Source organism: Sphingobium sp. CECT 9361, from assembly GCF_918741285.1.
Taxonomy (GTDB): Bacteria; Pseudomonadota; Alphaproteobacteria; order Sphingomonadales; family Sphingomonadaceae; genus Sphingobium.
On the sequence record NZ_CAKKNC010000001.1, the window covers coordinates 427,337 to 448,710 of the forward strand.

The 21,374-nt window shown below is 64.0% G+C and carries 19 protein-coding genes; 7 read left to right on the top strand and 12 right to left on the bottom strand.

All coding sequences use genetic code 11. The features are described 5' to 3' along the window. Positions 1-6: 6 nt before the first annotated feature. Complete coding sequence (locus LQ220_RS01920; protein ID WP_230187229.1) at positions 7-1,353, bottom strand: TldD/PmbA family protein; 1,347 nt, start codon at positions 1,351-1,353, stop codon at positions 7-9. 317 nt (positions 1,354-1,670) lie between these two features. Between LQ220_RS01920 and LQ220_RS01925 the strand changes: the two genes are divergently transcribed. Further along, on the top strand, positions 1,671-3,074 hold the full coding sequence (locus LQ220_RS01925; protein WP_230186589.1) for an amino acid permease: 1,404 nt from the start codon (positions 1,671-1,673) through the stop codon (positions 3,072-3,074). Positions 3,075-3,076: 2 nt separating this feature from the next. Here the strand turns inward: LQ220_RS01925 and LQ220_RS01930 are convergent, their stop codons facing one another. Genes LQ220_RS01930 through mutY form a run of 4 tightly spaced genes read right to left on the bottom strand, consistent with a single transcriptional unit; the run spans position 3,077 to position 6,915 of the window. Continuing rightward, positions 3,077-3,700 carry an energy transducer TonB gene (locus LQ220_RS01930; RefSeq protein WP_230186590.1) on the bottom strand — a complete coding sequence of 208 codons (624 nt, stop codon included), beginning with the start codon at positions 3,698-3,700 and terminating at the stop codon, positions 3,077-3,079. A 1-nt stretch (position 3,701) separates the two neighbouring features. After that, positions 3,702-4,604, bottom strand: coding sequence for an NAD(+) diphosphatase (gene nudC, locus LQ220_RS01935; RefSeq protein ID WP_230186591.1), 903 nt, complete (start codon positions 4,602-4,604; stop codon positions 3,702-3,704). Then, positions 4,601-5,866, bottom strand: coding sequence for a serine hydrolase domain-containing protein (locus LQ220_RS01940; RefSeq protein WP_230186592.1), 1,266 nt, complete (start codon positions 5,864-5,866; stop codon positions 4,601-4,603). The genes nudC and LQ220_RS01940 overlap by 4 nt, the downstream gene beginning before the upstream one ends. Continuing rightward, positions 5,863-6,915, bottom strand: a complete 1,053-nt coding sequence (gene mutY, locus LQ220_RS01945) for an A/G-specific adenine glycosylase (RefSeq protein WP_230186593.1) — start codon at positions 6,913-6,915, stop codon at positions 5,863-5,865. The genes LQ220_RS01940 and mutY overlap by 4 nt, the downstream gene beginning before the upstream one ends. A 26-nt stretch (positions 6,916-6,941) precedes the next feature. Between mutY and LQ220_RS01950 the strand changes: the two genes are divergently transcribed. The 4 genes from LQ220_RS01950 (at position 6,942) to smc (ending at position 12,523) form a co-directional block, all read left to right on the top strand. Beyond that, positions 6,942-7,517 carry a DUF721 domain-containing protein gene (locus tag LQ220_RS01950; RefSeq protein ID WP_230186594.1) on the top strand — a complete coding sequence of 192 codons (576 nt, stop codon included), beginning with the start codon at positions 6,942-6,944 and terminating at the stop codon, positions 7,515-7,517. 23 nt (positions 7,518-7,540) lie between these two features. After that, a complete protein-coding gene (locus LQ220_RS01955; RefSeq protein WP_230186595.1) occupies positions 7,541-8,224 on the top strand; it encodes a thioredoxin domain-containing protein in 684 nt (227 codons plus the stop codon). 46 nt (positions 8,225-8,270) lie between these two features. Then, positions 8,271-9,011 carry a thioredoxin domain-containing protein gene (locus tag LQ220_RS01960; RefSeq protein WP_230186596.1) on the top strand — a complete coding sequence of 247 codons (741 nt, stop codon included), beginning with the start codon at positions 8,271-8,273 and terminating at the stop codon, positions 9,009-9,011. Between the two features lie 71 nt (positions 9,012-9,082). Further along, positions 9,083-12,523, top strand: coding sequence for a chromosome segregation protein SMC (gene smc, locus LQ220_RS01965; RefSeq protein ID WP_230186597.1), 3,441 nt, complete (start codon positions 9,083-9,085; stop codon positions 12,521-12,523). Between the two features lies 1 nt (position 12,524). On the opposite strand, the gene LQ220_RS01970 is transcribed toward smc, so the two are convergent. Then, positions 12,525-12,977, bottom strand: coding sequence for a hypothetical protein (locus LQ220_RS01970; protein ID WP_230186598.1), 453 nt, complete (start codon positions 12,975-12,977; stop codon positions 12,525-12,527). 83 nt (positions 12,978-13,060) lie between these two features. Next, positions 13,061-13,963, bottom strand: coding sequence for a 4-hydroxybenzoate octaprenyltransferase (ubiA, locus tag LQ220_RS01975; RefSeq protein WP_230186599.1), 903 nt, complete (start codon positions 13,961-13,963; stop codon positions 13,061-13,063). Between the two features lie 97 nt (positions 13,964-14,060). Between ubiA and LQ220_RS01980 the strand changes: the two genes are divergently transcribed. Together LQ220_RS01980 and LQ220_RS01985 are read left to right on the top strand one after the other, a co-directional pair. Then, positions 14,061-14,813: a 16S rRNA (uracil(1498)-N(3))-methyltransferase gene (locus LQ220_RS01980; protein ID WP_230186600.1), complete on the top strand. Its 753-nt coding sequence runs from the start codon at positions 14,061-14,063 to the stop codon at positions 14,811-14,813. Positions 14,814-14,916: 103 nt separating this feature from the next. Then, complete coding sequence (locus LQ220_RS01985; RefSeq protein WP_230186601.1) at positions 14,917-16,290, top strand: glutamate--cysteine ligase; 1,374 nt, start codon at positions 14,917-14,919, stop codon at positions 16,288-16,290. A 3-nt stretch (positions 16,291-16,293) separates the two neighbouring features. Here LQ220_RS01985 and LQ220_RS01990 read toward each other — a convergent pair whose 3' ends face one another. The 5 genes from LQ220_RS01990 to LQ220_RS02015 form a co-directional block, all read right to left on the bottom strand. Next, positions 16,294-17,601 (bottom strand): isoprenylcysteine carboxylmethyltransferase family protein, encoded by a 1,308-nt coding sequence (locus tag LQ220_RS01990; RefSeq protein WP_230186602.1) that lies wholly within the window; start codon positions 17,599-17,601, stop codon positions 16,294-16,296. 54 nt (positions 17,602-17,655) lie between these two features. Then, complete coding sequence (locus LQ220_RS01995; RefSeq protein WP_230186603.1) at positions 17,656-18,633, bottom strand: CorA family divalent cation transporter; 978 nt, start codon at positions 18,631-18,633, stop codon at positions 17,656-17,658. Positions 18,634-18,699: 66 nt separating this feature from the next. Continuing rightward, on the bottom strand, positions 18,700-19,347 hold the full coding sequence (locus LQ220_RS02000; RefSeq protein ID WP_230186604.1) for a DUF1345 domain-containing protein: 648 nt from the start codon (positions 19,345-19,347) through the stop codon (positions 18,700-18,702). Between the two features lie 47 nt (positions 19,348-19,394). Beyond that, complete coding sequence (locus LQ220_RS24855; protein ID WP_290369003.1) at positions 19,395-20,048, bottom strand: methyl-accepting chemotaxis protein; 654 nt, start codon at positions 20,046-20,048, stop codon at positions 19,395-19,397. An 86-nt stretch (positions 20,049-20,134) separates the two neighbouring features. Continuing rightward, the gene (locus tag LQ220_RS02015; RefSeq protein ID WP_230186605.1) at positions 20,135-21,352 is read right to left on the bottom strand and encodes an argininosuccinate synthase; all 1,218 of its coding nucleotides are present in this window, start codon (positions 21,350-21,352) and stop codon (positions 20,135-20,137) included. Between the last annotated feature and the right edge of the window lie 22 nt (positions 21,353-21,374).

The following is a 21,374-nucleotide window of genomic DNA, read 5'->3' on the forward strand; positions in this document are numbered from 1 at the left end:
CCGTGCTCAGCCGCCCGCCACCATCATCCCGTCGACGCGGATCGTAGGCACATTGGTGGCATAGCGGAAATGCAAGTCGTTGGCGGGGACAAGCGTGCGGAACATGTCGATCAGGTTACCGGCAATCGTGATTTCCGCAACTGCCTGAACCACTGCGCCGTTTTCGATGAGGAAGCCCGATGCGCCGCGACTGTAATCGCCGGTCACGCCGTTGACGCCCATGCCGATCAGTTCGGTGATATAGAGGCCGCGCTTCACGTCCGCCATCAGCTCACCGGGGGTAGCATTGCCCGGTTCCATGTGGAGATTGCTCGGTCCTGCGCCCGGCGCGCCGCCAGTGCCGCGACTGGCGTGGCCAGTGGGGTCGAGGCCGAGTTGGCGGGCCGAGGCGCTGTCGAGCAGCCAGCCGGTCAGCACGCCTGCGTCGATCAGCGCGCGGCGCTGCGTCGGCAAGCCTTCGCCATCGAAGGGGCGGGAGCGCAGGCCGCGTGGGCGCAGCGGATCGTCGACGATGGTAACGCTGGAATCGAAGATCGCTTCGCCCAGACGTTCGAGCAGGAAACTGGAGCGGCGGGCAATCGAGGGGCCGACGATGGCGCCGACGAGATGGCCGATCAGGCTGGAGCCGACGCGCGGATCGAAGATGACGGGCATCTGCCCGCTTTCGACCTTGATCGGATTGAGGCGAGCGACGGCGCGTTGCCCGGCCTTGTTGCCGATGGCCTCGGCATCGTCGAGGTCATCGAGATGGCGGACGGTGTGGCTGGCATAGTCGCGCTGCATCCCTGCGCCTTCGCCCGCGAGGACGCTGGCGTAGGTGGAATGGCTGGTCGCGCCATAGCTGCCCGAAAAGCCGTGGCTGGTCGCGAGCGCGATCTGGCTGCGGCCCGACGATGCGCCGCCGCCTTCGCTGTTGGTGATGCCGGGGACGGCACGGGCGGAATCTTCCGCTTCCATCGCGCGGAGTTTGAGGGTGGCGGGATCCGGCTCGCCCTTGTCGCACAAATCGAGCGCAGTGGGCTTTTTGCGGAGCAGGCGGTCTTCGGGGGCGAGTCCGGCATAGGCGTCTTCCGGCGCTTGCCCCGCCATCGCGATGCAGCGTTCGACCAGCGTATCGAGGCTGGCGGGGTTCATGTCCGACGCGGATACGGTCGCGGAGCGCTGACCCAGGAACACGCGCAGGCCGATCTCTTCCCCTTCGGACCGCTCGACATCCTCCAGCGCACCCAGCCGCACCGAGACATTGGTGCTGGCGTTGCAGACATAGATCGCGTCGGCGGCATCGGCGCCGGCCTTGCGGGCGGCATCGACCAGATTTTCCGCGCGCTTCTGGGCTTCTTCAAGACTGAGCATAAACGAGGGAGGACTCACGGGGGTTCGGGGAAGCCCTGCGCCTTAGCGACATGGGCTGACAGGTGCAATGTGGTGGCGGTGGGGGTGGATGTGAAGGGCTGATGGCCTGGTCCCCGCGCCGCTCTCTTGCGTCATGCGTGCGAAAGCAGGCACCCCGCTTCTGTTAGCTATGGCGCAGAAGGGGAAGCGGGACCCCTGCTTTCGCAGGGGTGACGGGATAGGGCGAGGGGGAAAACTGTTGGGCTTGGCTCTCGCCCAATCCGTTATCGCGCGCTATCGTGCCGGGCATAAAGAAGACGTTACGCAAAGGGTGAACGATGGCCGCATGGAACAGGCGCAAGCCGCTGGATACGCTCGTCGCCAAGGAAGATGGGCATCGGCTGGTGCCGACATTGTCCTGGCCGCATCTGTTGGCGCTGGGGATCGGCGCGATTGTCGGCACGGGGATATTGACGCTGATCGGCGTGGGCGTGGATCGCGCGGGGCCATCGGTGCTGTTGTCCTTCGCCATTGCCGGGGCGATCTGTGCCTGTGCGGCGCTGGCCTATGCCGAAATGGCGACGATGATGCCCGCGGCGGGCAGCGCCTATACCTATAGCTATGCGGTGCTGGGCGAGCTGGTGGCGTGGATCGTGGGGTGGTGCCTGATCCTGGAATATTCGCTGGTGGTGTCGACCGTGGCGGTGGGCTGGTCAGGCTATGCGACGCCGTTGCTGACATCGGTGGGCTTCCCCGCGGCGCTGACGGCCAGTCCGGCGCTGGGCGGGATTATCAACTTGCCTGCGATCTTCATCATTGGCGTCGTCGCGCTGTTGCTGAGCATCGGCACGCATGAGAGCGCGCGGCTGAACACGATATTGGTGGTCATCAAGATCGCGACGCTTAGCCTGTTCGTGTTCTACACGCTGCCGGTGTTCGATGCCGCCAATCTGCATCCGTTCATGCCCTATGGCTTTGCCAAGCATATGGGGCCGGATGGCGTCGAGCGCGGGGTGATGGCGGCCGCGGCGATCATCTTCTTCGCCTTTTATGGCTTCGACGCGATTTCGACGGCAGCGGAGGAGACGAAGAAGCCGGAGCGCGATCTGGCCATCGGGATCGTCGGGTCGATGATTGCCTGTACGCTGATCTATATCTTCGTTGCGGCGGCGGCGGTGGGGGCGTTGCCGTTCACGCGCTTTGCCGACAGCCCGGAGCCGCTGGCGCTGATCCTGCGCGAACTGGGGCAGGGGCAGGTGGCGCGGATCGTGGCGATTGCTGCCGTCATTGCGTTGCCGACGGTGTTGCTGGGGTTTCTCTATGGGCAGTCGCGCATCTTTCTGGTGATGGCGCGGGACGGGTTTCTGCCCGTCAGTCTCGCACGGATATCGAAGCGCGGGACGCCGGTGCGGATCACGATATTGACCGCCGTGTTGGTGGCGGTGCTGGCCGGGTTGCTGCCCATCGACGAGATCGCGGCGCTGGCCAATGCCGGGACGCTGATTGCGTTCGCTGCCGTCGGCACCTGTATGCTGGTGATGCGCCGCCGCGCGCCCGATCAACGCCGCCCGTTCCGGGTGCCGCTGGCGTGGCTGGTCGGGCCGGGGGCGATATTGGGGTGCCTGTATCTATTCACCAGCCTGCCGACCAAGACGCTGGTGGCGTGTGCGATCTGGAACGCGATCGGGCTGGCGCTGTATTTTGCGTATGGGCGGAAGCGGAGTGTTTTGGGGCGGGGGTGATCTTACTTATCAGATCGACTGGACAATTCTTCGTTAATGCCGACCGTTACAGCCTGAACCGATTTAACCGGTTTTGCATTATCGAGAAGGGGAAGGAATTTAATACGTTCGTGAACCTGACTGCAGGCTGTGGGACCAAGGACCTTTGCATTCGGATGCTCGGCCATCGGTTCGCAACGCTCCAACCTGCCGTCTGCATCAACAAGCGCCATGACTATTACGCGCGACGGCATCTTTACGTCTTTCGGTAGTTTTTTCACGACCAAGATTAGGTCTGTGTCATTGCTTCGATATGCGCTTCTTCCTTTAGCCATGAACCAATTCACCGATGAGTTGAAGCTGCCAAATATCGGTTTGCCCTCCTCATCTTTCGCGGGCACAAAGTGTCCGCGTTTTTTGAGGATTAAACAGGCCTTATCATCAAGGATTTTCGAACCGCTCGTAATCGCTATGGAGCAATTTTTTATAGTTCCGTCGAGTCCAACAGTTAGCATGGTACGGGTGCTGCCTTGAACGTCTCGGATTACCTCTGTGACAGGATAATCGCTGTCTTTGATCCAATCCGCGCTGCGAGTAGCAGGCGTAGCTAATGCAATCCCACTAGCAATGGTGAACACTAGTATCATTTCAAGACTCCCCCAACCAAGCCCGAAACAGATGATGCGCCACCGCCATTTCCGGCGGCGCGACGAAGGGGGCGCCTGCTTCTCCGGCTAACGTTGCCCGGACCTCTTCTTTGGTCACCCACATGGCGTGTTCGATTTCGGTTTCGTCGATGGTGAGCGTGTCGTCCCGCGCCTCTGCGATGCAGGCGATCATGAGGGAGGAGGGGAAGGGCCAGGGCTGGCTCATGATGTAGCGGACATTGTCCACGACGATCCCGGCTTCTTCCCACAGTTCGCGGGCGACGGCTTCCTCGATGGTTTCGCCCGGTTCGACGAAGCCGGCGAGCGCGGAGTAGCGACCGGCGGGGAAGCGGGGCTGGCGGCCCACCAGCACGCGGCCGTCATGTTCGGCGAGCATGATCGTCACCGGATCGACGCGGGGGAAATGTTCCGCGCCGCAGCCGCGCGGTTCGCTTTCGCTGCCGCTGACCGCCCCGCCGCAACGGCGCGCCCAGCCTGCCTTGATCGGCGCAGTAGGGGTGCCGCAGCGGGCGCAGAAGCCGTGGCGCGCGTGCCAGTCGATCAGGCTGCGCGCAGTGCCATAGAGCGCCAACTGGTCGGGCGTCAGGAGCGAGGCAAGGCTCCAGACCTTTGGCGCGAAGGCTGCGCCATTGCCTTGCGCCGCGTCGAGCGCGACGAACATCGGACCATTGTCACCTACGCCGAGCAGCAGGAAATCTTCGACATCGGCGTGTGGCGGCACCGGCCCGGTCGCAAGGCTGGCACCGTCCACCAGCGGATCGAGTCCGTCGAGCGCCACCACCCGCGCGCTGGGTTCAGCGAAGGCTTCCGCGATCAAGGCCGGGTCGTTCCTGACGCGGTCGGCACGGTCCAGCGTGCCGCCGACGAAACCGGGCAGCGTCACAGGATCGCCTTGTATACAGCGGCGGCAACGCCGGTCTGCCACGGGATCGTTTCGGCAGGCATGTAATTGGCAAAGCCCCCTGCGCGAATTTTGCGCACCGGATCGGCAAAGCCTACCGTGCCTGCCGCACCTGCCCAGCCATAGCTGCCGGCACCGACGCCGGTGAGCGTCACGCGCCCGCCCGCGCCAAAGCCGCGCCCGTCCAGCAGCGGTACATTGGTCGGTACGGCGGGGGGCAAGAGGTTGGACATGCCCAGTTGCACCATCTGCGGCGGCATGATCCGTGCGCCGTCCAGCGTGCCGCCGCCCACCAGCATGGCGAGGAAGCGGTCATAATCGCGCGCGCTGGAAATCAGGCCCGCGCCGCCGAAGGGGAAGGGGGAAGGATCGAGGAATACCGATGCCGCGCCGGTGTCCACGGGCAGGGTGAGCGGCCCGGCGTGATAATAATTGGTGGCGAGGCGTCCGGCATTTTCCGGGGCGACCTGAAATCCGGTGCTGTTCATTTTGAGCGGAGTGAAAAGGCGGTCCTGCAGAAAGTGGTCGAAGGGCTGGCCCGATGCAACTTCGATCACGCGGCCCAGTACGTCGAGACCGACCGAATAGCTCCATTTGGTGCCCGGCTCCGCGATCAGCGGCAAGGTGGCGAGGCGGTCGGCAAAATCCTTGAGCGACGGCGCGTGGACCATCGGCGGCTGGCCGGGCAACGGCGCGCGCGACGCGATGAAGGCGTAGAGGCCAAGGCGCTGATATTCGGCGAGCAACGGCCCCTTGGTGATGATCGAATAGCCAAGGCCTGCGGTGTGCGTCATCAGATGGCGCACGGTGATCGCGGTCTTTGCGGGAACGGCGTCGAGGCTGGTGTCAGGGCTGGTCAATACCTGCATCGACGCGAAGCCGGGGATGAAATCGGATATCGGCTGATCCAGTTTCAGCTTGCCTTCGCCGATCAGGATCATCGCGGCCATGCCGGTGATCGGCTTGGTCATGGAATAGATGCGCCAGAGCGTATCGGCATCGGCAGGCGTGGCCGAATCGCTGGCGATGGTGCCGCCGGTCAGGAAATCCGGGGCGGCGGTGCCTTTGCCCACGGCGATGACGCTGCCGGGGAATTTCTTTTCCGCGATATACCCGTCGATCAGGACCTGAAGCCCTTCCCACTGCGGCGTCCGCGCCCAGGCGGGAAAGGGGAAGGCCGCACCCGCACCCAGCAGGGCCGCGCCGCGCAGGAGGCTGCGGCGGTCCAGAATCGTCATGGTCATAAGGCATCCTCTTTCTTCGATACGGCGTCGGCGACCTTTGCGAACAGCGTCGGCAGGCCCGCATCGGCCATGCGTGCTATGGGCCACCATTCCCCGTCTTGGTGGTCCATGCAATCGCTATCTATCGCGCCGATGTGAACGGTGAGCGACAGGGCGAAATGCGTGAAGACATGGGCGACGGGCGCGGGCAACGCCGTCCAACATGCGTCGGCGGGCGGCGCGGGATCGGGGGCAGCGGACCAGTCCGACGTCGGCAGGCCACGCATCCCGCCGAGCAAGCCTTTGTCCGGTCGCCGTTCCAGCCAGACATGATCGTCGCGGACGATCCACCAGACATGGCCGCTGCGTTGCGGTTTCGCCTTCTTCGCGGCTTTGCGGGGATAGGCGGCGGGATCGGCGGTGCGAAAGGCCGCGCAATCCTCGCGCAGCGGGCAGATGCCACAGGCGGGGTTGCGGGAGGTGCAGACGGTCGCACCCAGGTCCATCATCGCCTGCGCAAAGTCTCCGGCGCGGGTGGTGGGGGTGAGTGTGTCGGCCTTGGCGCGGATTTCGGGGCGCGCGGCGGGGAGCGGGGTTTCGAGCGCGAACAGGCGCGCGACGACTCGTTCGACATTGGCGTCCACGACCACGGCGCGCTGGCCGAAGGCAATCGCGGCGACGGCTGCGGCAGTGTAGGCGCCCACGCCGGGGAGCTTCAGCAGATCGGCTTCGGTTGTCGGGAAAGCGCCGCCCCAATCGCTGACCACTGCGCGGGCGCAGGCGAGGAGGTTGCGGGCGCGGGCATAATAGCCAAGGCCCGCCCATGCACTCATCAGGTCGGCATCGGGCGCAGCGGCCAGATCGGCCACGGTGGGCCAGCGCGCGGTGAATTTTTCGAAATAGGGGATGACGGCGGCGACGGTCGTCTGCTGCAGCATCACTTCGGACAGCCAGACGCGGTAGGGATCGGCGGCGTTCGCACCGGGCGGGGCGCGCCACGGCAACCGTCGGGCGTGGCGGTCATAATGGGCAAGCAGGCGGCTGGCGACCGATGAACTCTCGACGGGCATGGGCGGGCTATGCCATTAAGCGCGCGATGACGGAACGCTCTGATCCTCCTGCGGCCAAACAAAAAGCTGCGCCGAAGAAGTCGGCCCCCAAAGCGGCACCCAAACCTGCGGACGAACGCCCGCGGATCAACGGGTCGCGTGCGATTGCGGACCTGATGCCGGACATCGGTCGCGCCGCGTTCCGCAAGTTCGGCTTTGTGCAATCGAGCATCGTGACGCGCTGGGGCGATATCGTCGGCGCGCATTATGCCGACATCAGCGCGCCCGACTCGATCAAGTTTCCGGTGGGGAAAAAAGCGGGCGGCACCTTGTCGCTGACTGTCTCCAGCGGCCATGCGACGATGCTGCAGCATGTGCTGCCCGACATCATCGAGCGAGTGAACCGCTTCTTTGGTTACGCGGCGATTGCCAAGGTGACGATGCGGCAAGGGCATGTCGAACCGAAGACGCCGCTGCGCACGCCGCCGCCCAAAAATCTGCGGCCCATACCGGTCGAACTGGGCGACTCGCTGCGCGATATCGGCGATCCCGAATTGCGCGCAGTGCTCGAATCGCTGGCGCAGGGGCTTGCCAATTCCAGCGGATTGCCCAAGATCAGTTGATCCTTCCCTATCGAGATTGATTCATGAAAAAACGCGCATCGGTGCTTGGCCTGCTCGCCCTTATTCCCGCCACCGCCTTTGCCGCGAAGGCCGTGGACTGGACGACGCGCGTTACGCTGTCTCCGGCAGGGGGCTATATGATGGGCAACCCCGCCGCGCCGACCAAGATCGTGGAATATATCAGCTATACGTGCAGCCATTGCGCGCATTTCGTGGCGGAGGCTTCCGCGCCGCTGAAGGCCGGTTGGGTGAAGACCGGCAAAGCGAGCGTCGAAGTGCGCAATGCGGTGCGCGACCGCTATGATCTGACGGCGGCGTTGCTGGCGCGGTGCGGGGGACCGGCGCGCTTCTATGGCAATCATGAAGCGCTGTTTGCCAATCAGGGGGCGTGGATAGCCGAAGTGGAAGCCTTTGACGCTGCCAAAACGGAGCCGCCGGCGAAGCAGTCGCCTGCCGCCGTGCTGCAGGAGATCGGCAAGAAGACAGGGCTGTATACGCTGATGGGCAAGCGCGGCTTTACGCCGCAGCAGCTCGACGCCTGCGTCGCCAGTCCGGCCGCGCTCAAGCAGGTTACGGGCATGACCGAGGAAGCGTGGAAAACGTTGAAGATCACTGGCACGCCCAGCTTTTCGGTGAACGGCAAGCTGCTCACCAGCACATCGACCTGGGACACGCTGCGCGCTGCATTGCCCGCCGGGACCAAGTGAATTAAACCCGCGCCGATATTGCCCCCAAATGACGGAAACGCTTCGCATGAAATTTCTGACCGGTCTCGCAACTGCCGCCCTGGCCCTCTCCCTCGCCGCCTGTAGCGAAAAGGACGCGGGCAATGCTTCCGCACCGTCCGGTGCGCCGGTTGCCACGGTCGCTGCGCCTGCCGGAACGACATGGGCCGATACGGTTGCGACCACGCCCGAAGGCGGATTCGTGATGGGCAATCCCAATGCGAAGGTGAAGGTCATCGAATTCGCATCCTACACCTGCAGCCATTGCGCGGAGTTCTCCGAGAAGTCGTCGGAGGAAATCCGCAATCTAGTGAACACCGGCAAGATGAGCTTTGAATCGCGCAATTATGTGCGCGATCCGCTGGACATGACGATGGCGCTGCTGGCGCGCTGCGGTGGCACCGGCCCCTATTTCCCGCTGTCCGAACAGTTTTTCGCCAATCAGGCGCCGATGTTCGAAAAGGTGCAGAAGATGGGCGATGGCCCCTATCAGACCGCGATGGCCGCGCCGCCGCAGCAGCGTTTCATCATGCTGGCGAACGACACCGGCCTGCTGGAATTCGCGATGCAGCGCGGCATTGCCGAAGATCAGGGCAAGCAATGCCTGGCCAACACCGCCGAAGCGGAAAAGCTGGCCAAGGGCGTGCAGGACGCGACGGCGAAGTATAACATTACCGGCACGCCGACCTTCATCATGAACGGCACCGTCGTCGAAAATGCGACGACATGGGAAGTGCTGCGCGAAAAGCTCAAGGAAGCAGGCGTCTGATTGGCGCGCGGGGGGCGGTCTTTCCTTAAGAGTATCTGCACAAGCGCCCTTTGCTGTAACTGGGGCGTGTCGTGCAGATAAGGCGATTGAAACTTAGCGGTTTCAAAAGCTTCGTCGATGCTGCCGAATTGCGGATCGAGCCGGGGCTGACGGGCATCGTTGGCCCCAATGGCTGCGGCAAGTCCAACCTGCTGGAAGCGATCCGGTGGGTGATGGGCGAATCGAGCGCCAAATCCATGCGCGGCGGTGGCATGGAAGATGTGATCTTCGCAGGCACCGCCACTCGCCCGCAGCGCGACTTTGCCGAAGTCTCGCTGATGACCATTCAAGAGCAGGGCGAGCTTTTCCCCTCGGTCGATGTCGGCGCGGACGGCGAGCTGGAAGTCATTCGCCGGATCGAACGCGGCGCGGGCAGCGCCTATCGCGCCAATGGCCGGGACGTGCGGGCCAAGGACGTGTCGCTGATCTTCGCCGATGCGGCGACGGGGGCGCATAGTCCCGCTTTGGTCAGTCAGGGCAAGATCGCCGCCGTGATCGCCGCGCGCCCGCAGGAACGGCGCGCCATGCTGGAGGAAGCGGCAGGGATTGCGGGCCTGCATGTGCGGCGGCGCGATGCGGAGCAGAAACTGCGCGCGGCGGAGACCAATCTGGCGCGGCTGGACGATATTCTTGGCGACATGGACAATCGCGCCAATGCGTTGCGGCGGCAGGCGCGCGCGGCGGAGCGTTATACGCTGTTGTCGGTGCAGATAAGGACCGCTGAGGCACGGGCGATTTTTGCGCGCTGGCGGGAGGCGGCGGCATCGGCGGACGCGGCGAAGGCAGAGGCGCAGGCTGCCGAAGCCGCTGTGACGGCGGCGCAGGAAGCGCAGATGGCCGCGGCGGCGCATGGTCGGGCGGGAGTGGATGCGCTGGCGGAGGCGCGCGCGGTGGCGCAACAGGCGCGCGATGCAGCGAACGAAGCGGGACATCGGCTGACCGCGCTGACGGCGGAACGCAGCGCGGCGGCACAGCGACTGGCGGACTTGTCCGCGCAAGCCGAGCGGCTGGAGGAAGATCGCGGGCGCGAAGGGGCGTTGGCGCATGATGCCGCCGAAGCCTTGGAGCGGCTGGCGGGCGAGATCGCGACGCTGAAGGTGCGGATCGCCGAGACTCAGGCGGCGGAGCCGGAGCGGGCGGCGCGCGTGGCGCAGGCGGAAACGGCGGCGCGTGACGCTGAAGTCGAACTGGCGCGGGCGATGGCCAAGCAAGCGGGCGAGCAGGCCGAGTTGCGCGTGGCCGAGGCGGCTTTGGTGGCGGCACGGGGCCGGTTGGAGCGGGCGGAGCGCGATCTGCGGAAGCTGGAGGGCGAAGTGCGGACCTTGCCGGACGCTGCGCCGCTGGAGCAGAAGCGGCAGGACGCGACCGAGGCGCAGGCAGTGGCGCAAGCGGATCGGCAGGCGGCGGAAGCGAACATCGTCGAGGCAGAGGCTGCGCGGGAGAGCGCCAGCGTATCGCGCAGTGCGGCGGAATCGGCGCTGTCGTCTGCCCGCGCGGCGCTGGCGGCGCTGGATAGCGAAGCGGCGGCGCTGACCAAGGCAGTCGAGCGGGGGTCTGGTAGTGGGCGGGCGCTGGATCGGGTGAAGGCTGCGCCGGGATATGAACATGCGCTGGCGGCGGCGCTGGGCGACGATCTGGAAGCGGGTATTGGCGGTGACGGCAAGCGCCGCTGGGCGGGGGGTGCTGCGCTGGCGGACGATCCGGCTGTGCCTGCTGGCTGTGCGGCGCTGGCCGAACATGTGACGGCCCCGCCCGAACTGGCGCGCAGGCTCGCGCAGGTTGCAGTAGCGGAGGGCGACAGCGGGCAGGTGCTGGCCGTTGGGCAGCGGCTGGTGACGCTGGACGGGCAGATGCGGCGTTGGGACGGGTTCGTAGCGAGCGAAGGCGGGGCGGAAGCAGCGCAGCGGTTGATCCGGCTCAATCGGCTGGATGCTATCGCGGCGGCACGACCGGCTCTGGTGGAGGCTGTCGGGGAGGCGCAGGGGGCGCTTGGTTCGGCGGAAGAGGCGGCGCGGGGGGCTGCTGCGGCACTGACGCAGGGACGGGCCGCGCTGTCCGATGCGGATCAGCGGTTGCGCGCTACGCTGCGGACCATCGACGAGACCAACGGCACGCTGGAACGGCTGGCGGCGCGGCGGGCGGAGCTGGAAACGCGGTTTGCCGATATGGGCCGGGATTATGCCGCCGCACAGGCTGAGCACGAAGCGGCGCAGGCGGCGCGCGCAGATATTCCGGATGGATCGGAAATGCGCGAACTGGTGGCCGCGCTTTCGCAGGCAAGCGACCGGGCACGGCTGTCGGTCAGCCAGATGCAGGCGGATCGGGCGATGGCCGAGCGTGCTATCGCAGCGGATCGAGACCGCATGGCCGCAGCGGACGCCGAAGCGCGTAGCTGGCGTTCGCGCGCAGGCGAAGCGGCCAAGCGGATTGCCGGGATGGCGGGACGGGCAGAAGCGATTGCGGCGGATCGGGCAGTGCTGATCGGGAAACCCGAAGCGCTGGATGCCGAGATCGCGACATTGTCGCAGAACACGGCGGCGCTGAACGGTGCGGCGGCGCAGGCGCAACAGGCGGAGCGCGATGCCGAAGCCACCTTGCGCGCTGCCGAAGCGCATACGCAGGCGATGGGCGAAGGGGTCAGTCAGGCGCGGGAAGCGCGTGCGGGGGCGGTCGCGCGGGCGGAATCGGCGCAGGAAAAGCGTCGGGAAATGGGGCGGCTGTCGGGCGAGCGGTTCGAATGTCCGCCGCCGGTGCTGCCCGAAAAGCTGGGCTTCGACAGCGCGACGATCCGGATCGCGCAGACCGAACAGGCCGAGCAGGACCGGCTGATGGCGGAGCGCGAGCGGATCGGGCCGGTCAATCTGGTAGCGGCGCAGGAACTGGCCGAGCTGGAAGCCGATCAGGCGCGCAGCCGTGCCGAGAGCGAGGAACTGACGCAGGCGATCCATCGGCTGCGCGGCTCCATCGGCAGTCTCAATCGCGAGGGGCGGCAACGGTTGCTGGCAGCGTTCGAGGCGGTGGACGGGCATTTCCGGCGGCTGTTCACGACCTTGTTCAATGGTGGGCAAGCGCATCTGCAACTGATCGACAGCGACGATCCGCTGGAGGCGGGGCTGGAAATCATGGCGCAGCCGCCGGGCAAGAAGCTGGCGGCGCTGACATTGCTATCAGGCGGGGAGCAAGCGTTGACGGCGGTGGCGCTGATCTTCGGCCTGTTCCTGACCAATCCCGCGCCGATCTGCGTCCTCGATGAAGTCGATGCGCCGCTGGACGACGCGAATGTCGAGCGGTTCTGCGACCTGCTCGACCGGATGGTGGCGGATACCAAGACGCGCTATCTGATCGTTACCCACAACGCCGTGACGATGGCGCGGATGCATCGGCTTTTCGGCGTGACGATGGTGGAGCAAGGCGTCAGCCGCCTCGTCTCGGTCGATCTGGGCGGCGCTGAGCGGTTGCTCGCCGCCGAATAGATCAGGCTTTCTTGCTTCTCAGGCGTTTGGCATTGGCGTTGGCGCCCGATTGCACGGGGGCCATGATCCGGTCGGACGCGGTGCTCGCACGCTTGATGGCGCGGCTGGACTGGACGGCCAGCGCCCGGCCCTGCGCTGCGGTCATCGGCTTTCCCGACAGCGCCATCGTCATCATCCGCTGCCAGATCGCGAAGCTGTCGGATTGCATGGCGGCCATTGCGCTCCATCCGGCGATGCCAGCTTGCGAGAAGGCTGTTACTTTTTCCGGCACCATCATCGAGAGTTCGGCATAATCGCCGGTCATCGGGTTGCGCAGGGCATCGGCCATCAGCTTCGTGCGGTGATCGACGACATAAGCCGAATCGGTCGCCATCGTCCCCATGCGCTGAGTCGATTGGGCCACGGCGCTCCATGACGAGAGCATATCCGCCCATATTCCAAATGCATTCTTCACGGGGATTGGCTCCTGTTGTCGTGCGTGAACGCAGGACGACATCCTTTATGTCCGCTTCATACGGCTTTTTGATGGCAGGGCGATTACGCGCTGCCGACCACGAGGCAGGCGAGGAACATCAGCAGCCCGGCGAAGCGGTTGGAACGGAACTTGGTCAGCGGGTCCGCGCCGTCTTCCTTCAGCGTCGCGACCTGCCAGCCAAGATGCAGGGCCATTGGGAGCAATGCCAGCAGGGCCAGCGGTTCAGGGCGAACCTGCCAGATGGCAGCGGCCCAGCAGGCCAGCGCTCCGGCGTAGAACAACGCCACACCGGGACGGACGCGCTTTCCCATGCGCAAGGCGCTGGACCGGACGCCGATCAGCGAGTCGTCCTCCCGATCCTGCAGCGCGTAGATGGTGTCGTAACCGATGACCCAGAGGATGCTCCCGGCGTAGAGCGTCAGCCCCGGCGCGGTCAGCGATCCGGCAATTTCGCTCCACCCGACCAGCGCGGCCCAACTGAAGACCAGCCCCAGCCACGCCTGCGGCCACCAGGTGATGCGCTTCATGAACGGGTAGGCCGCGACCAGTGCAAGGCTGGCGAGGGCCACGACCTGCGCATAGAGGCGCAACTGAAGCAGGACGATGAGACCGAAGAAGCTGAGCGCAACCAGCCATATCCACGCGACTTTGAGCGAAAGGGCACCGCTGGCCAAGGGCCGTGCCGCCGTGCGGGCGACTTGCCGGTCCAGATCGCGGTCGACGATGTCGTTATAGACGCAGCCTGCGCCACGCATCGCGATGCTGCCCAGCAGGAACCATGCGATCATGTCCCACCGCGCAATTGCGCCGCCCGCCAACGCTATCGCCCAGGCACCGGGCCAGAACAGCAGCCACCATCCGATCGGCCGGTCGAAGCGCGCGAGCAGGGCAAGGCTGCGCCATGTGGCGGGGAGGCGCGCCATCAGGCCACGGGCTTCGCTGTCGGGGACGATATTCTGGGTCACCTGTGTTCCGTTCGCCTGTGCTTGTCGAAATGCGGTTCTTGGTCTTTAGAAGAAAGCGGGTCGATATGTTCGGCCGAACGGATGGATGGATTTCTCGATGACTGCAACCCCTGCATGGCCGCCGCAAAGCGCACCGCGTTTGTATGTCGAAACGGCATTGGGGGAGGGCGTGTCAGTCGCGGTGGACGGCAATGCAGCGCATTACCTGATCAGTGTGATGCGGGTGAAGGCGGATGAGATCGTGCTGCTGTTCGATGGCGCGTCGGGGGAGTGGGCCGCGAAGGCGCGCGATATCCGCAAGCGCGATCTGGTGCTGGAGTGCGTCGCACAGACCCGCCCGCTGGAAACGACGCCAGATTTCTGGCTGTGCGCCGCGCCGATCAAGAAGGGACGCATCGACCTGATCGCGGAAAAGGCGTGCGAACTGGGCGTCGCGCGGTTGCAGCCGGTGCTGACCCGGCGCGCAGTGGTGGACAAGCTCAATCTGGATCGGTTGCGTGCGCATCTGGTGGAGGCTGCCGAACAGTGTGGGCGAACGGCGTTGCCGGAGCTTTCCGAGATGATGAAGCTGGATGCGCTGCTGCGCGACTGGCCCGACGGACGGCATCTGTTCTTTGCCGATGAGACGGGCGGCGCGCCGATTGCGGAGGCTTTGGGCGCGCATAAAGGGGCCGCGGCGTTTCTGGTCGGGCCGGAAGGGGGATTCGATCCGGCAGAACGCGAGGCGATCCGGGCGCACCCCGCTGCAGTGCCAGTATCGCTGGGGCCGCGTATCCTGCGCGCGGAGACAGCGGCCATTGCCGCTACGGCAGCGTGGATGACGCTGAATGGCGACTGGGCTAAAGAATAAAACAGTTTCGATCCGCAATGGGATTGCGTCGCCGATAGGTCGGGCTTATCTGCGATCCGTCCGCTCTATTTGACGTGTGCGGGGTAACAGCTAAGGGCGGCGCATGAGCACAAGGACAGATTCAGGCGGCAACGATCCGGTCATTGAAAGCCGCGATCAGCTCATTGCGCTTTTTGCCAAGGGGGAAAAGCCCCCCGAACGCTGGCGCATCGGCACCGAGCATGAGAAATTCGTCTATTCGATGAAGGATCATCACGCCCCCTCCTATGAGGAAAAGGGCGGTATCCATACGCTGCTCATCGGCCTGACCCGCTATGGCTGGAAGCCGGTGTTCGAAGGCGAAAACATCATCGCGCTGGCGGGTGACGATGGCACGATCAGCCTGGAACCGGCAGGACAGCTTGAACTGTCCGGCGCGCCGCTGGAAAATCTGCATCAGACCTGCGCGGAAACCGGGCGGCATCTGGAACAGGTCAAATATGTCGGCGACATGCTGGGCGTCGGTTTTCTGGGCCTTGGCATGTGGCCGGACAAGACACGCGCCGAACTGCCGATCATGCCCAAGGGCCGCTATGAGATCATGCTGCGCCATATGCCGCGCGTGGGATCGATGGGCCTCGACATGATGCTGCGCACCTGCACCGTGCAGGTGAACCTGGATTATCAGAGCGAAGCAGGCATGGCGAAGATGTTCCGCACGTCGCTGGCTTTGCAGCCGCTGGCGACGGCGCTGTTCGCCAACTCGCCCTTTACCGAAGGCAAGCCCAACGGTTTCCTGTCCTATCGCAGCCATATCTGGTCGGATACCGATCCGCACCGCACGGGCATGTTGCCCTTCGTGTTCGAGGATGGCTTCGGATATGAACGCTATGCCGACTATGCGCTCGATGTGCCGATGTACTTCGTGTTCCGCGATGGGAAGTATATCGACGCTTCGGGCCTGTCGTTCCGTGATTTCCTTGAAGGAAAGCTGTCGGTGCTGCCGGGTGAAAAGCCCACGGAAAAGGATTGGGAAGATCATCTTTCCACCGCCTTCCCCGAAGTGCGCCTGAAAAGCTTCCTTGAAATGCGCGGTGCCGATGGCGGGCCGTGGGGGCGGATCTGTGCGCTGCCCGCGCTGTGGGTCGGCTTGCTGTATGACGAGACGGCGCTGAACGCGGCGTGGGACGTGGTGAAGGACTGGTCGATGGACGAGCGTCAGGCTCTGCGCGACTCGGTGCCGCGGCTCGGCCTCGACGCGCCTATCGGTGGCGGCAAGACATTGCGGCATATCGCGGGCGAAGTGCTGGAGATTTCGCGCAGCGGGCTGGCGGCGCGCGGGCGTCTGAACAGCGTGGGCGACAATGAAACCGGCTATCTGGCCGCGTTGCAGGATGTCGTGGCCAGCGGCAAGACACCGGCGGAGCGTTTGCTCGACCGCTATCATGGCGAATGGCAGGGCGATGTCAGCCGCGTATATGCCGAGGAAAGCTTTTAAGGCTTACTCGGCAGGCTGAACGGCGGGTGCAGGCCGAGGCGCTTTGATCCTTGCTACCAGCCGGTCGATCCAGCCGTTGCGGCGCATCCAGGCGCTATAGGTCGCATAAGCGGGGTCGGTGCCCAGATGCGCTTCCTCGGTCTTTGCGCGCCAGAAATAGATGGCGCTGACAATCGCCATCGTCGCTGTGTTGCGGACCATGTCGACCAGACTGTGCGTGGTGACGAGGAAGGGCAGGCTGGACAGCCACCAGAACAGGTTCTTCGATAGATAGGCGGGGTGGCGCGTCCAGCGATAGGGGCCGTGCGTGACGATCCCGCGATGCGTGAGGTTCGAGAAGCGCAGGCCGAATGCGACCGTCGCCCAGGCGTAGATGCCTGTGAGGATCACGAGGATGCTGCCGTAGAGCCACTGGACCGCGACGACCATCGGTGTGTCTCCGGCGAACCAGTGGCTCCAGTCGGCGGTGTTGTGATGATAGTCGAGTGGGCCGCCATTGCCCATCAGCACGAATGGCGGATAGCAGATCAGCGCGGCGATCCATCCCGCGAATAACGGATTGGCCGTGCGGATATGCGCGTCGAGCGGCTTCATGGTGAGCATATAGCCCACGGTCGCGAACGCTACGTCGATCAGGAACAGCAGCACGATCAGGAAATTGGCGAGACCGATGGGGTTGGCCAGCACGTCCGCCGGGTTCCACTGCACCAGATTGGCGAAGTTGGACGGCACGACCGAGAGCATGAAGGCAAGGAAGAAGCCCTTCACTGCCCAAGCGCGGAGGTGATGCGCGACTTGCGCGCGGTCGGCCTTGCCTGCCGCGCCGCCGATCACCCATTGGCCGAAGGCATAGGACGCATCGCGCGGCTCGATCAGGCGACGGTCGAGCCAGAGGACATAGGGGATGGAGGCCGCCAGCAGAAACGGGGCCGCCGTGCCGAATATCTCCATGGCGAAGCGATAGCCGCCGTCCCAATACCAGCGTCCAAGGCAATAGAGGACAGCAATGCCGCCCCATGTCGCCCAGAGGCCAGTGATCTTGACGATGCTGATGTCGAGCGTGTCGCGCAAAGGCCGGGGCGCGTTGTCCCAGTCTATGCCGGTGGACGCATTGCGGTGGACGCGGTCGACGAGCAGCGACCAGAGCACCATCGGGATGCCGCAGGCGATCACCGCCGCCATCCCCGCATAGGGGCCATCCATACCGTAATGCCATGCCACCAGCGTCCAGCCGATCAGGCCGACCAGACCGGCAATGCCGACGCCATGGCTTACCGCCGAAGGGGGGCAGGGATCGGACTGCGTGCGCATGCCGACCCGTCTAATGCAGAATGGTAATCAAGGCGTGAAGAGCAGCAGAGCCGATCAGGATCGGTGCAGGCCCATCGCCCGCAGCATCGCATATACGCCGCCCGAGGAGGCAACGCCCAGCAATGCGGCCAATGCCGTGCCGTAGCCGCTGTGGGCAAAGGGCAGGCCGCCTGTATTCATGCCGAAAAACCCGGTGACGAGCGTGGCAGGCAGCAGCAAGGCAGAGAGGATGGACAGCACATAGAGATTTTGATTGGTGCGTTGTGCAGCCTGCAAATCCGCTTCCTCGCGCAAGAGGCGAAGCTGGCTGTGAATCGAAAGCATTTCATCGTCGATGGCGCTCAACTGCTGCGCCAGCTTTTCCACGGTCGGGAGAAGCAATGCAGGCAAGTCCGCATCCTGTTCCATGCGTTTGAACACGTTGCGCATCCCCGAAAGCAGCCGGTGAAATTGCACGACGCGCCGCCGAATGCCTATCAACCGGCGGTGATCGAAGCGCTCGGCATGGTCGAGCAGTTCGTCTTCGAATTCTTCGATCTGCCGCGCCTGCGCCGATGCGACGCCGCCGATATTCTCGACGATGGCCGAAACCGCGAGATCCAGCGCATCGGCGGCGGATTGCACCGGAATCCGGTCCCGTTCGACATGGCGGCGGACTATGTCGGCCGAGCGCAGCGGATGGTGGCGTGCCGTAACCATAAGCGACGGACCGAGCGCCATGCGCAGCACCCCGGTGCGTTCGGCATCCAGCCGATCGAAGTCCCGCTCGACGTCATGCAGGACGCATCCCAGATATCCCTCTTCCACCAATGCGCGCTGATGCTCCTCGGCACCGAGCAGCATGGTCCGCAACCCGGCAGGAAGGCTGTCGGCGGTACGAATCCATTCGCGGTTGATCTGATCGGCGAGACTGAGGTGCAACCAGCGGAATGTTCCGGCCTGCGGCATGACCGTCAGATCGCTGTCCCCGCAAGGGACGGGAATGCCGTCCTCAAAGTCTATCGCCCAAATGGCTGTCGGCCCAAGTCCCATGCAGCGCCTCCGATGGTTCCATCATAACATGCCCGGCGGCGTCTTGTCTTCGCGCAGATGATGCCGTCAGCCGCCGCCAAGAATGTTGATGGTGAACGCAATCACGCCCAGATTGAATATGAATGCGGCGAGGCAATGGAATATCGCTGTCTTGCGGACCGCCGTGTTGGTGATGCTGACGTCGGACGTCTGGAAGGTCATGCCCAGCGTGAAGGCGAAATAGATGAAATCCCAGTAATTGGGCTGATCGCTATTGGGGAAGTCTATGCCGCCCTTTTCCGGTTCCTGTCCGTCCGCGATGTAGCAGATATGCGCATAATGCAGGGCATAGACGGTGTTGGAGAATATCCAGGCAAGCGTCAGCGTGACGAGCAGCAGAACGATGGCACCGCCTGCGGGGGCATTGTGCGCAGTCACCGCCACGCCAACGGCAATCAGGATGACGAGCGTGACGATGAAGGTCAGCAACAGCATCAGTTCGCGATTGGCATCGTTGTTCGCAGCGTTGCGGCGCATGGTGTCTGCGTCGGACTTCAGCAGCGGGTAGACCGAGACGAGGAACGCCGCCGCCGCGATGTCGAATGCGGCCATGAGTGCCTCATGCCAGGGGATCACCGTCAGGAGCGGACCGGCGATGACCAGCAGCGCCAGAAACATGCTGTACCGCCACGGGAATATCGGCGGTCGGCGGAAGGCTGAGGGAGCGTTGCGCATGCCGGAGCTAAGACGCATTTCCCGTCAATAGGCAAGAGGGCGACGGATCAGCGTGCGATGAGCAGCTTCGCCTTCATCGTCGCGTCCTGCGTATCGTAAGCGAGTTTCTTGACTTCGGTCGCGACGACGGAAAAGCCTCTACCGGCGTCGCCTGCGCGGGCCGCTTCGATCGAAGCGTTCAGCGCCAGCAGATTGGTCTGGCGCGCGATCGAATCGATGGATTCGACGATCTGCGCGACCTCACGCAAGACATGCTCCACTTCGGTGCCGCGCGTCGCAATGGCATCGCGTATGTCGCGTTGCAGCGCATCCTGCGCAGCGATGGCGCGCTTTTCCTTGCTGATGTCGTTCGCGAATTTGACGATGCCGATCTGATGGCCGTCATCGTCCAGCAAGGGATTATAGCTGCCGTGAATCCAGATTTCGCGACCTTTGCTGTCCAGCCGGGCATATTCGCGGCTGTCGAAACGGCCGCTGGCCAGCTTGCGCCAGAATTGGGCATAGTCGTCCGATTGCGCATAATCGGGTGTGCAGAACATGCGATGATGCTTGCCGGCGATCTGGTCGAACCGATAGCCGAAGAGATCCAGAAAATTGTCGTTGGCGCCCGTGACATGCCCCTTCATGTCGAAGGTGGCGACTGTCGCACTGCGCTTCACCGCATGCCAAACTGCGCCGATGTTTGGCTGAATCCCGTGCATAAGTCTCTCCATCTCAATGAGACGGGCCTATGCGCGCAACCCTGAAAACATCCTTAAAGGCGCGTTTAGAAACGCCCTGATCCAGATTAGATATCCCGGCGACCCAGCAGGCGCAGACGCAGGGCATTGAGCTTGATAAAGCCCGCAGCATCGCGTTGGTCGTAGGCGCCGGCGTCGTCTTCGAACGTCACGACCTTTTCGCTGTAGAGGCTGAAAGGCGACTTGCGCCCGGTGACCGAGACATTGCCCTTGTAGAGTTTCAGGCGGACGGTGCCGGTGACCTTTTCCTGGCTGTGGTCGATGGCAGCCTGAAGCATTTCGCGCTCCGGCGAGAACCAGAAGCCGTTGTAAAGCAATTCGGCATAACGCGGGGCCAGCTCGTCCTTCAGATGCGCGGCGCCGCGATCCAGCGTCAGTTGCTCGATCCCGCGATGGGCGAGGTGATAGATGGTGCCGCCGGGCGTTTCGTACATGCCGCGCGACTTCATCCCGACGAAGCGGTTTTCCACCAGATCGAGGCGACCGATGCCATGCTTGCGGCCATATTCGTTCAGCGTTTCGAGCAAGGTCGCGGGTGACATGCCGACGCCGTTGATCGCCACGCCATCGCCGCGTTCAAAGTCGATGGTGATGGTTTCAGGCTGGTCGGGTGCGTCTTCGGGATTGACGGTGCGCGAATAGACATAGTCGGGCACTTCGTCCCACGGGTCTTCCAGCACTTTGCCTTCAGACGAAGTGTGCAGCATGTTCGCATCGGTCGAGAACGGGCTTTCGCCGCGCTTGTCCTTCGCAATGGGAATCTGATGCTCTTCGGCAAAGGCGATCAGGCGGGTACGGCTGGTCAGATCCCATTCGCGCCACGGGGCGATGACCTTGATGTCCGGCTGGAGCGCGTAATAGCCCAGTTCGAAGCGGACCTGATCGTTGCCCTTACCAGTTGCGCCATGGCTGACCGCGTCGGCATTGACCATCTTGGCGATTTCGATCTGGCGCTTGGCGATCAGCGGCCGCGCGATGGAAGTGCCGAGCAGGTACAGCCCTTCATACAGCGCATTGGCGCGCATCATCGGGAAAACATAATCCTTCACGAATTCTTCGCGCAGGTCGTCGATGAAGATATGCTCGGGCTTTACGCCCATCAACTCGGCCTTCTTGCGTGCCGGTTCCAGCTCCTCGCCTTGCCCCAGATCCGCCGTGAAGGTTACGACTTCGCAATTATAGGTCTGTTGCAGCCATTTCAGGATGACGCTGGTGTCGAGGCCACCGGAAAAGGCAAGGACGACACGGTTGATCTGATCGGACATGATGCGGGCTTTCGTGAAAAGG

Coding starts and splice junctions, on each gene's coding strand:
- LQ220_RS01920 (WP_230187229.1), bottom strand. CDS start 1,353: ATGCTCAGTCTTGAAGAAGCCCAGAAGCGCGCGGAAAATCTGGTCGAT.
- LQ220_RS01925 (WP_230186589.1), top strand. CDS start 1,671: ATGGCCGCATGGAACAGGCGCAAGCCGCTGGATACGCTCGTCGCCAAG.
- LQ220_RS01930 (WP_230186590.1), bottom strand. CDS start 3,700: ATGATACTAGTGTTCACCATTGCTAGTGGGATTGCATTAGCTACGCCT.
- LQ220_RS01940 (WP_230186592.1), bottom strand. CDS start 5,866: ATGACCATGACGATTCTGGACCGCCGCAGCCTCCTGCGCGGCGCGGCC.
- mutY (WP_230186593.1), bottom strand. CDS start 6,915: ATGCCCGTCGAGAGTTCATCGGTCGCCAGCCGCCTGCTTGCCCATTAT.
- LQ220_RS01950 (WP_230186594.1), top strand. CDS start 6,942: ATGACGGAACGCTCTGATCCTCCTGCGGCCAAACAAAAAGCTGCGCCG.
- LQ220_RS01955 (WP_230186595.1), top strand. CDS start 7,541: ATGAAAAAACGCGCATCGGTGCTTGGCCTGCTCGCCCTTATTCCCGCC.
- LQ220_RS01960 (WP_230186596.1), top strand. CDS start 8,271: ATGAAATTTCTGACCGGTCTCGCAACTGCCGCCCTGGCCCTCTCCCTC.
- LQ220_RS01980 (WP_230186600.1), top strand. CDS start 14,061: ATGACTGCAACCCCTGCATGGCCGCCGCAAAGCGCACCGCGTTTGTAT.
- LQ220_RS01985 (WP_230186601.1), top strand. CDS start 14,917: ATGAGCACAAGGACAGATTCAGGCGGCAACGATCCGGTCATTGAAAGC.
- LQ220_RS01990 (WP_230186602.1), bottom strand. CDS start 17,601: ATGCGCACGCAGTCCGATCCCTGCCCCCCTTCGGCGGTAAGCCATGGC.
- LQ220_RS01995 (WP_230186603.1), bottom strand. CDS start 18,633: ATGGGACTTGGGCCGACAGCCATTTGGGCGATAGACTTTGAGGACGGC.
- LQ220_RS02000 (WP_230186604.1), bottom strand. CDS start 19,347: ATGCGCAACGCTCCCTCAGCCTTCCGCCGACCGCCGATATTCCCGTGG.
- LQ220_RS24855 (WP_290369003.1), bottom strand. CDS start 20,048: ATGCACGGGATTCAGCCAAACATCGGCGCAGTTTGGCATGCGGTGAAG.
- LQ220_RS02015 (WP_230186605.1), bottom strand. CDS start 21,352: ATGTCCGATCAGATCAACCGTGTCGTCCTTGCCTTTTCCGGTGGCCTC.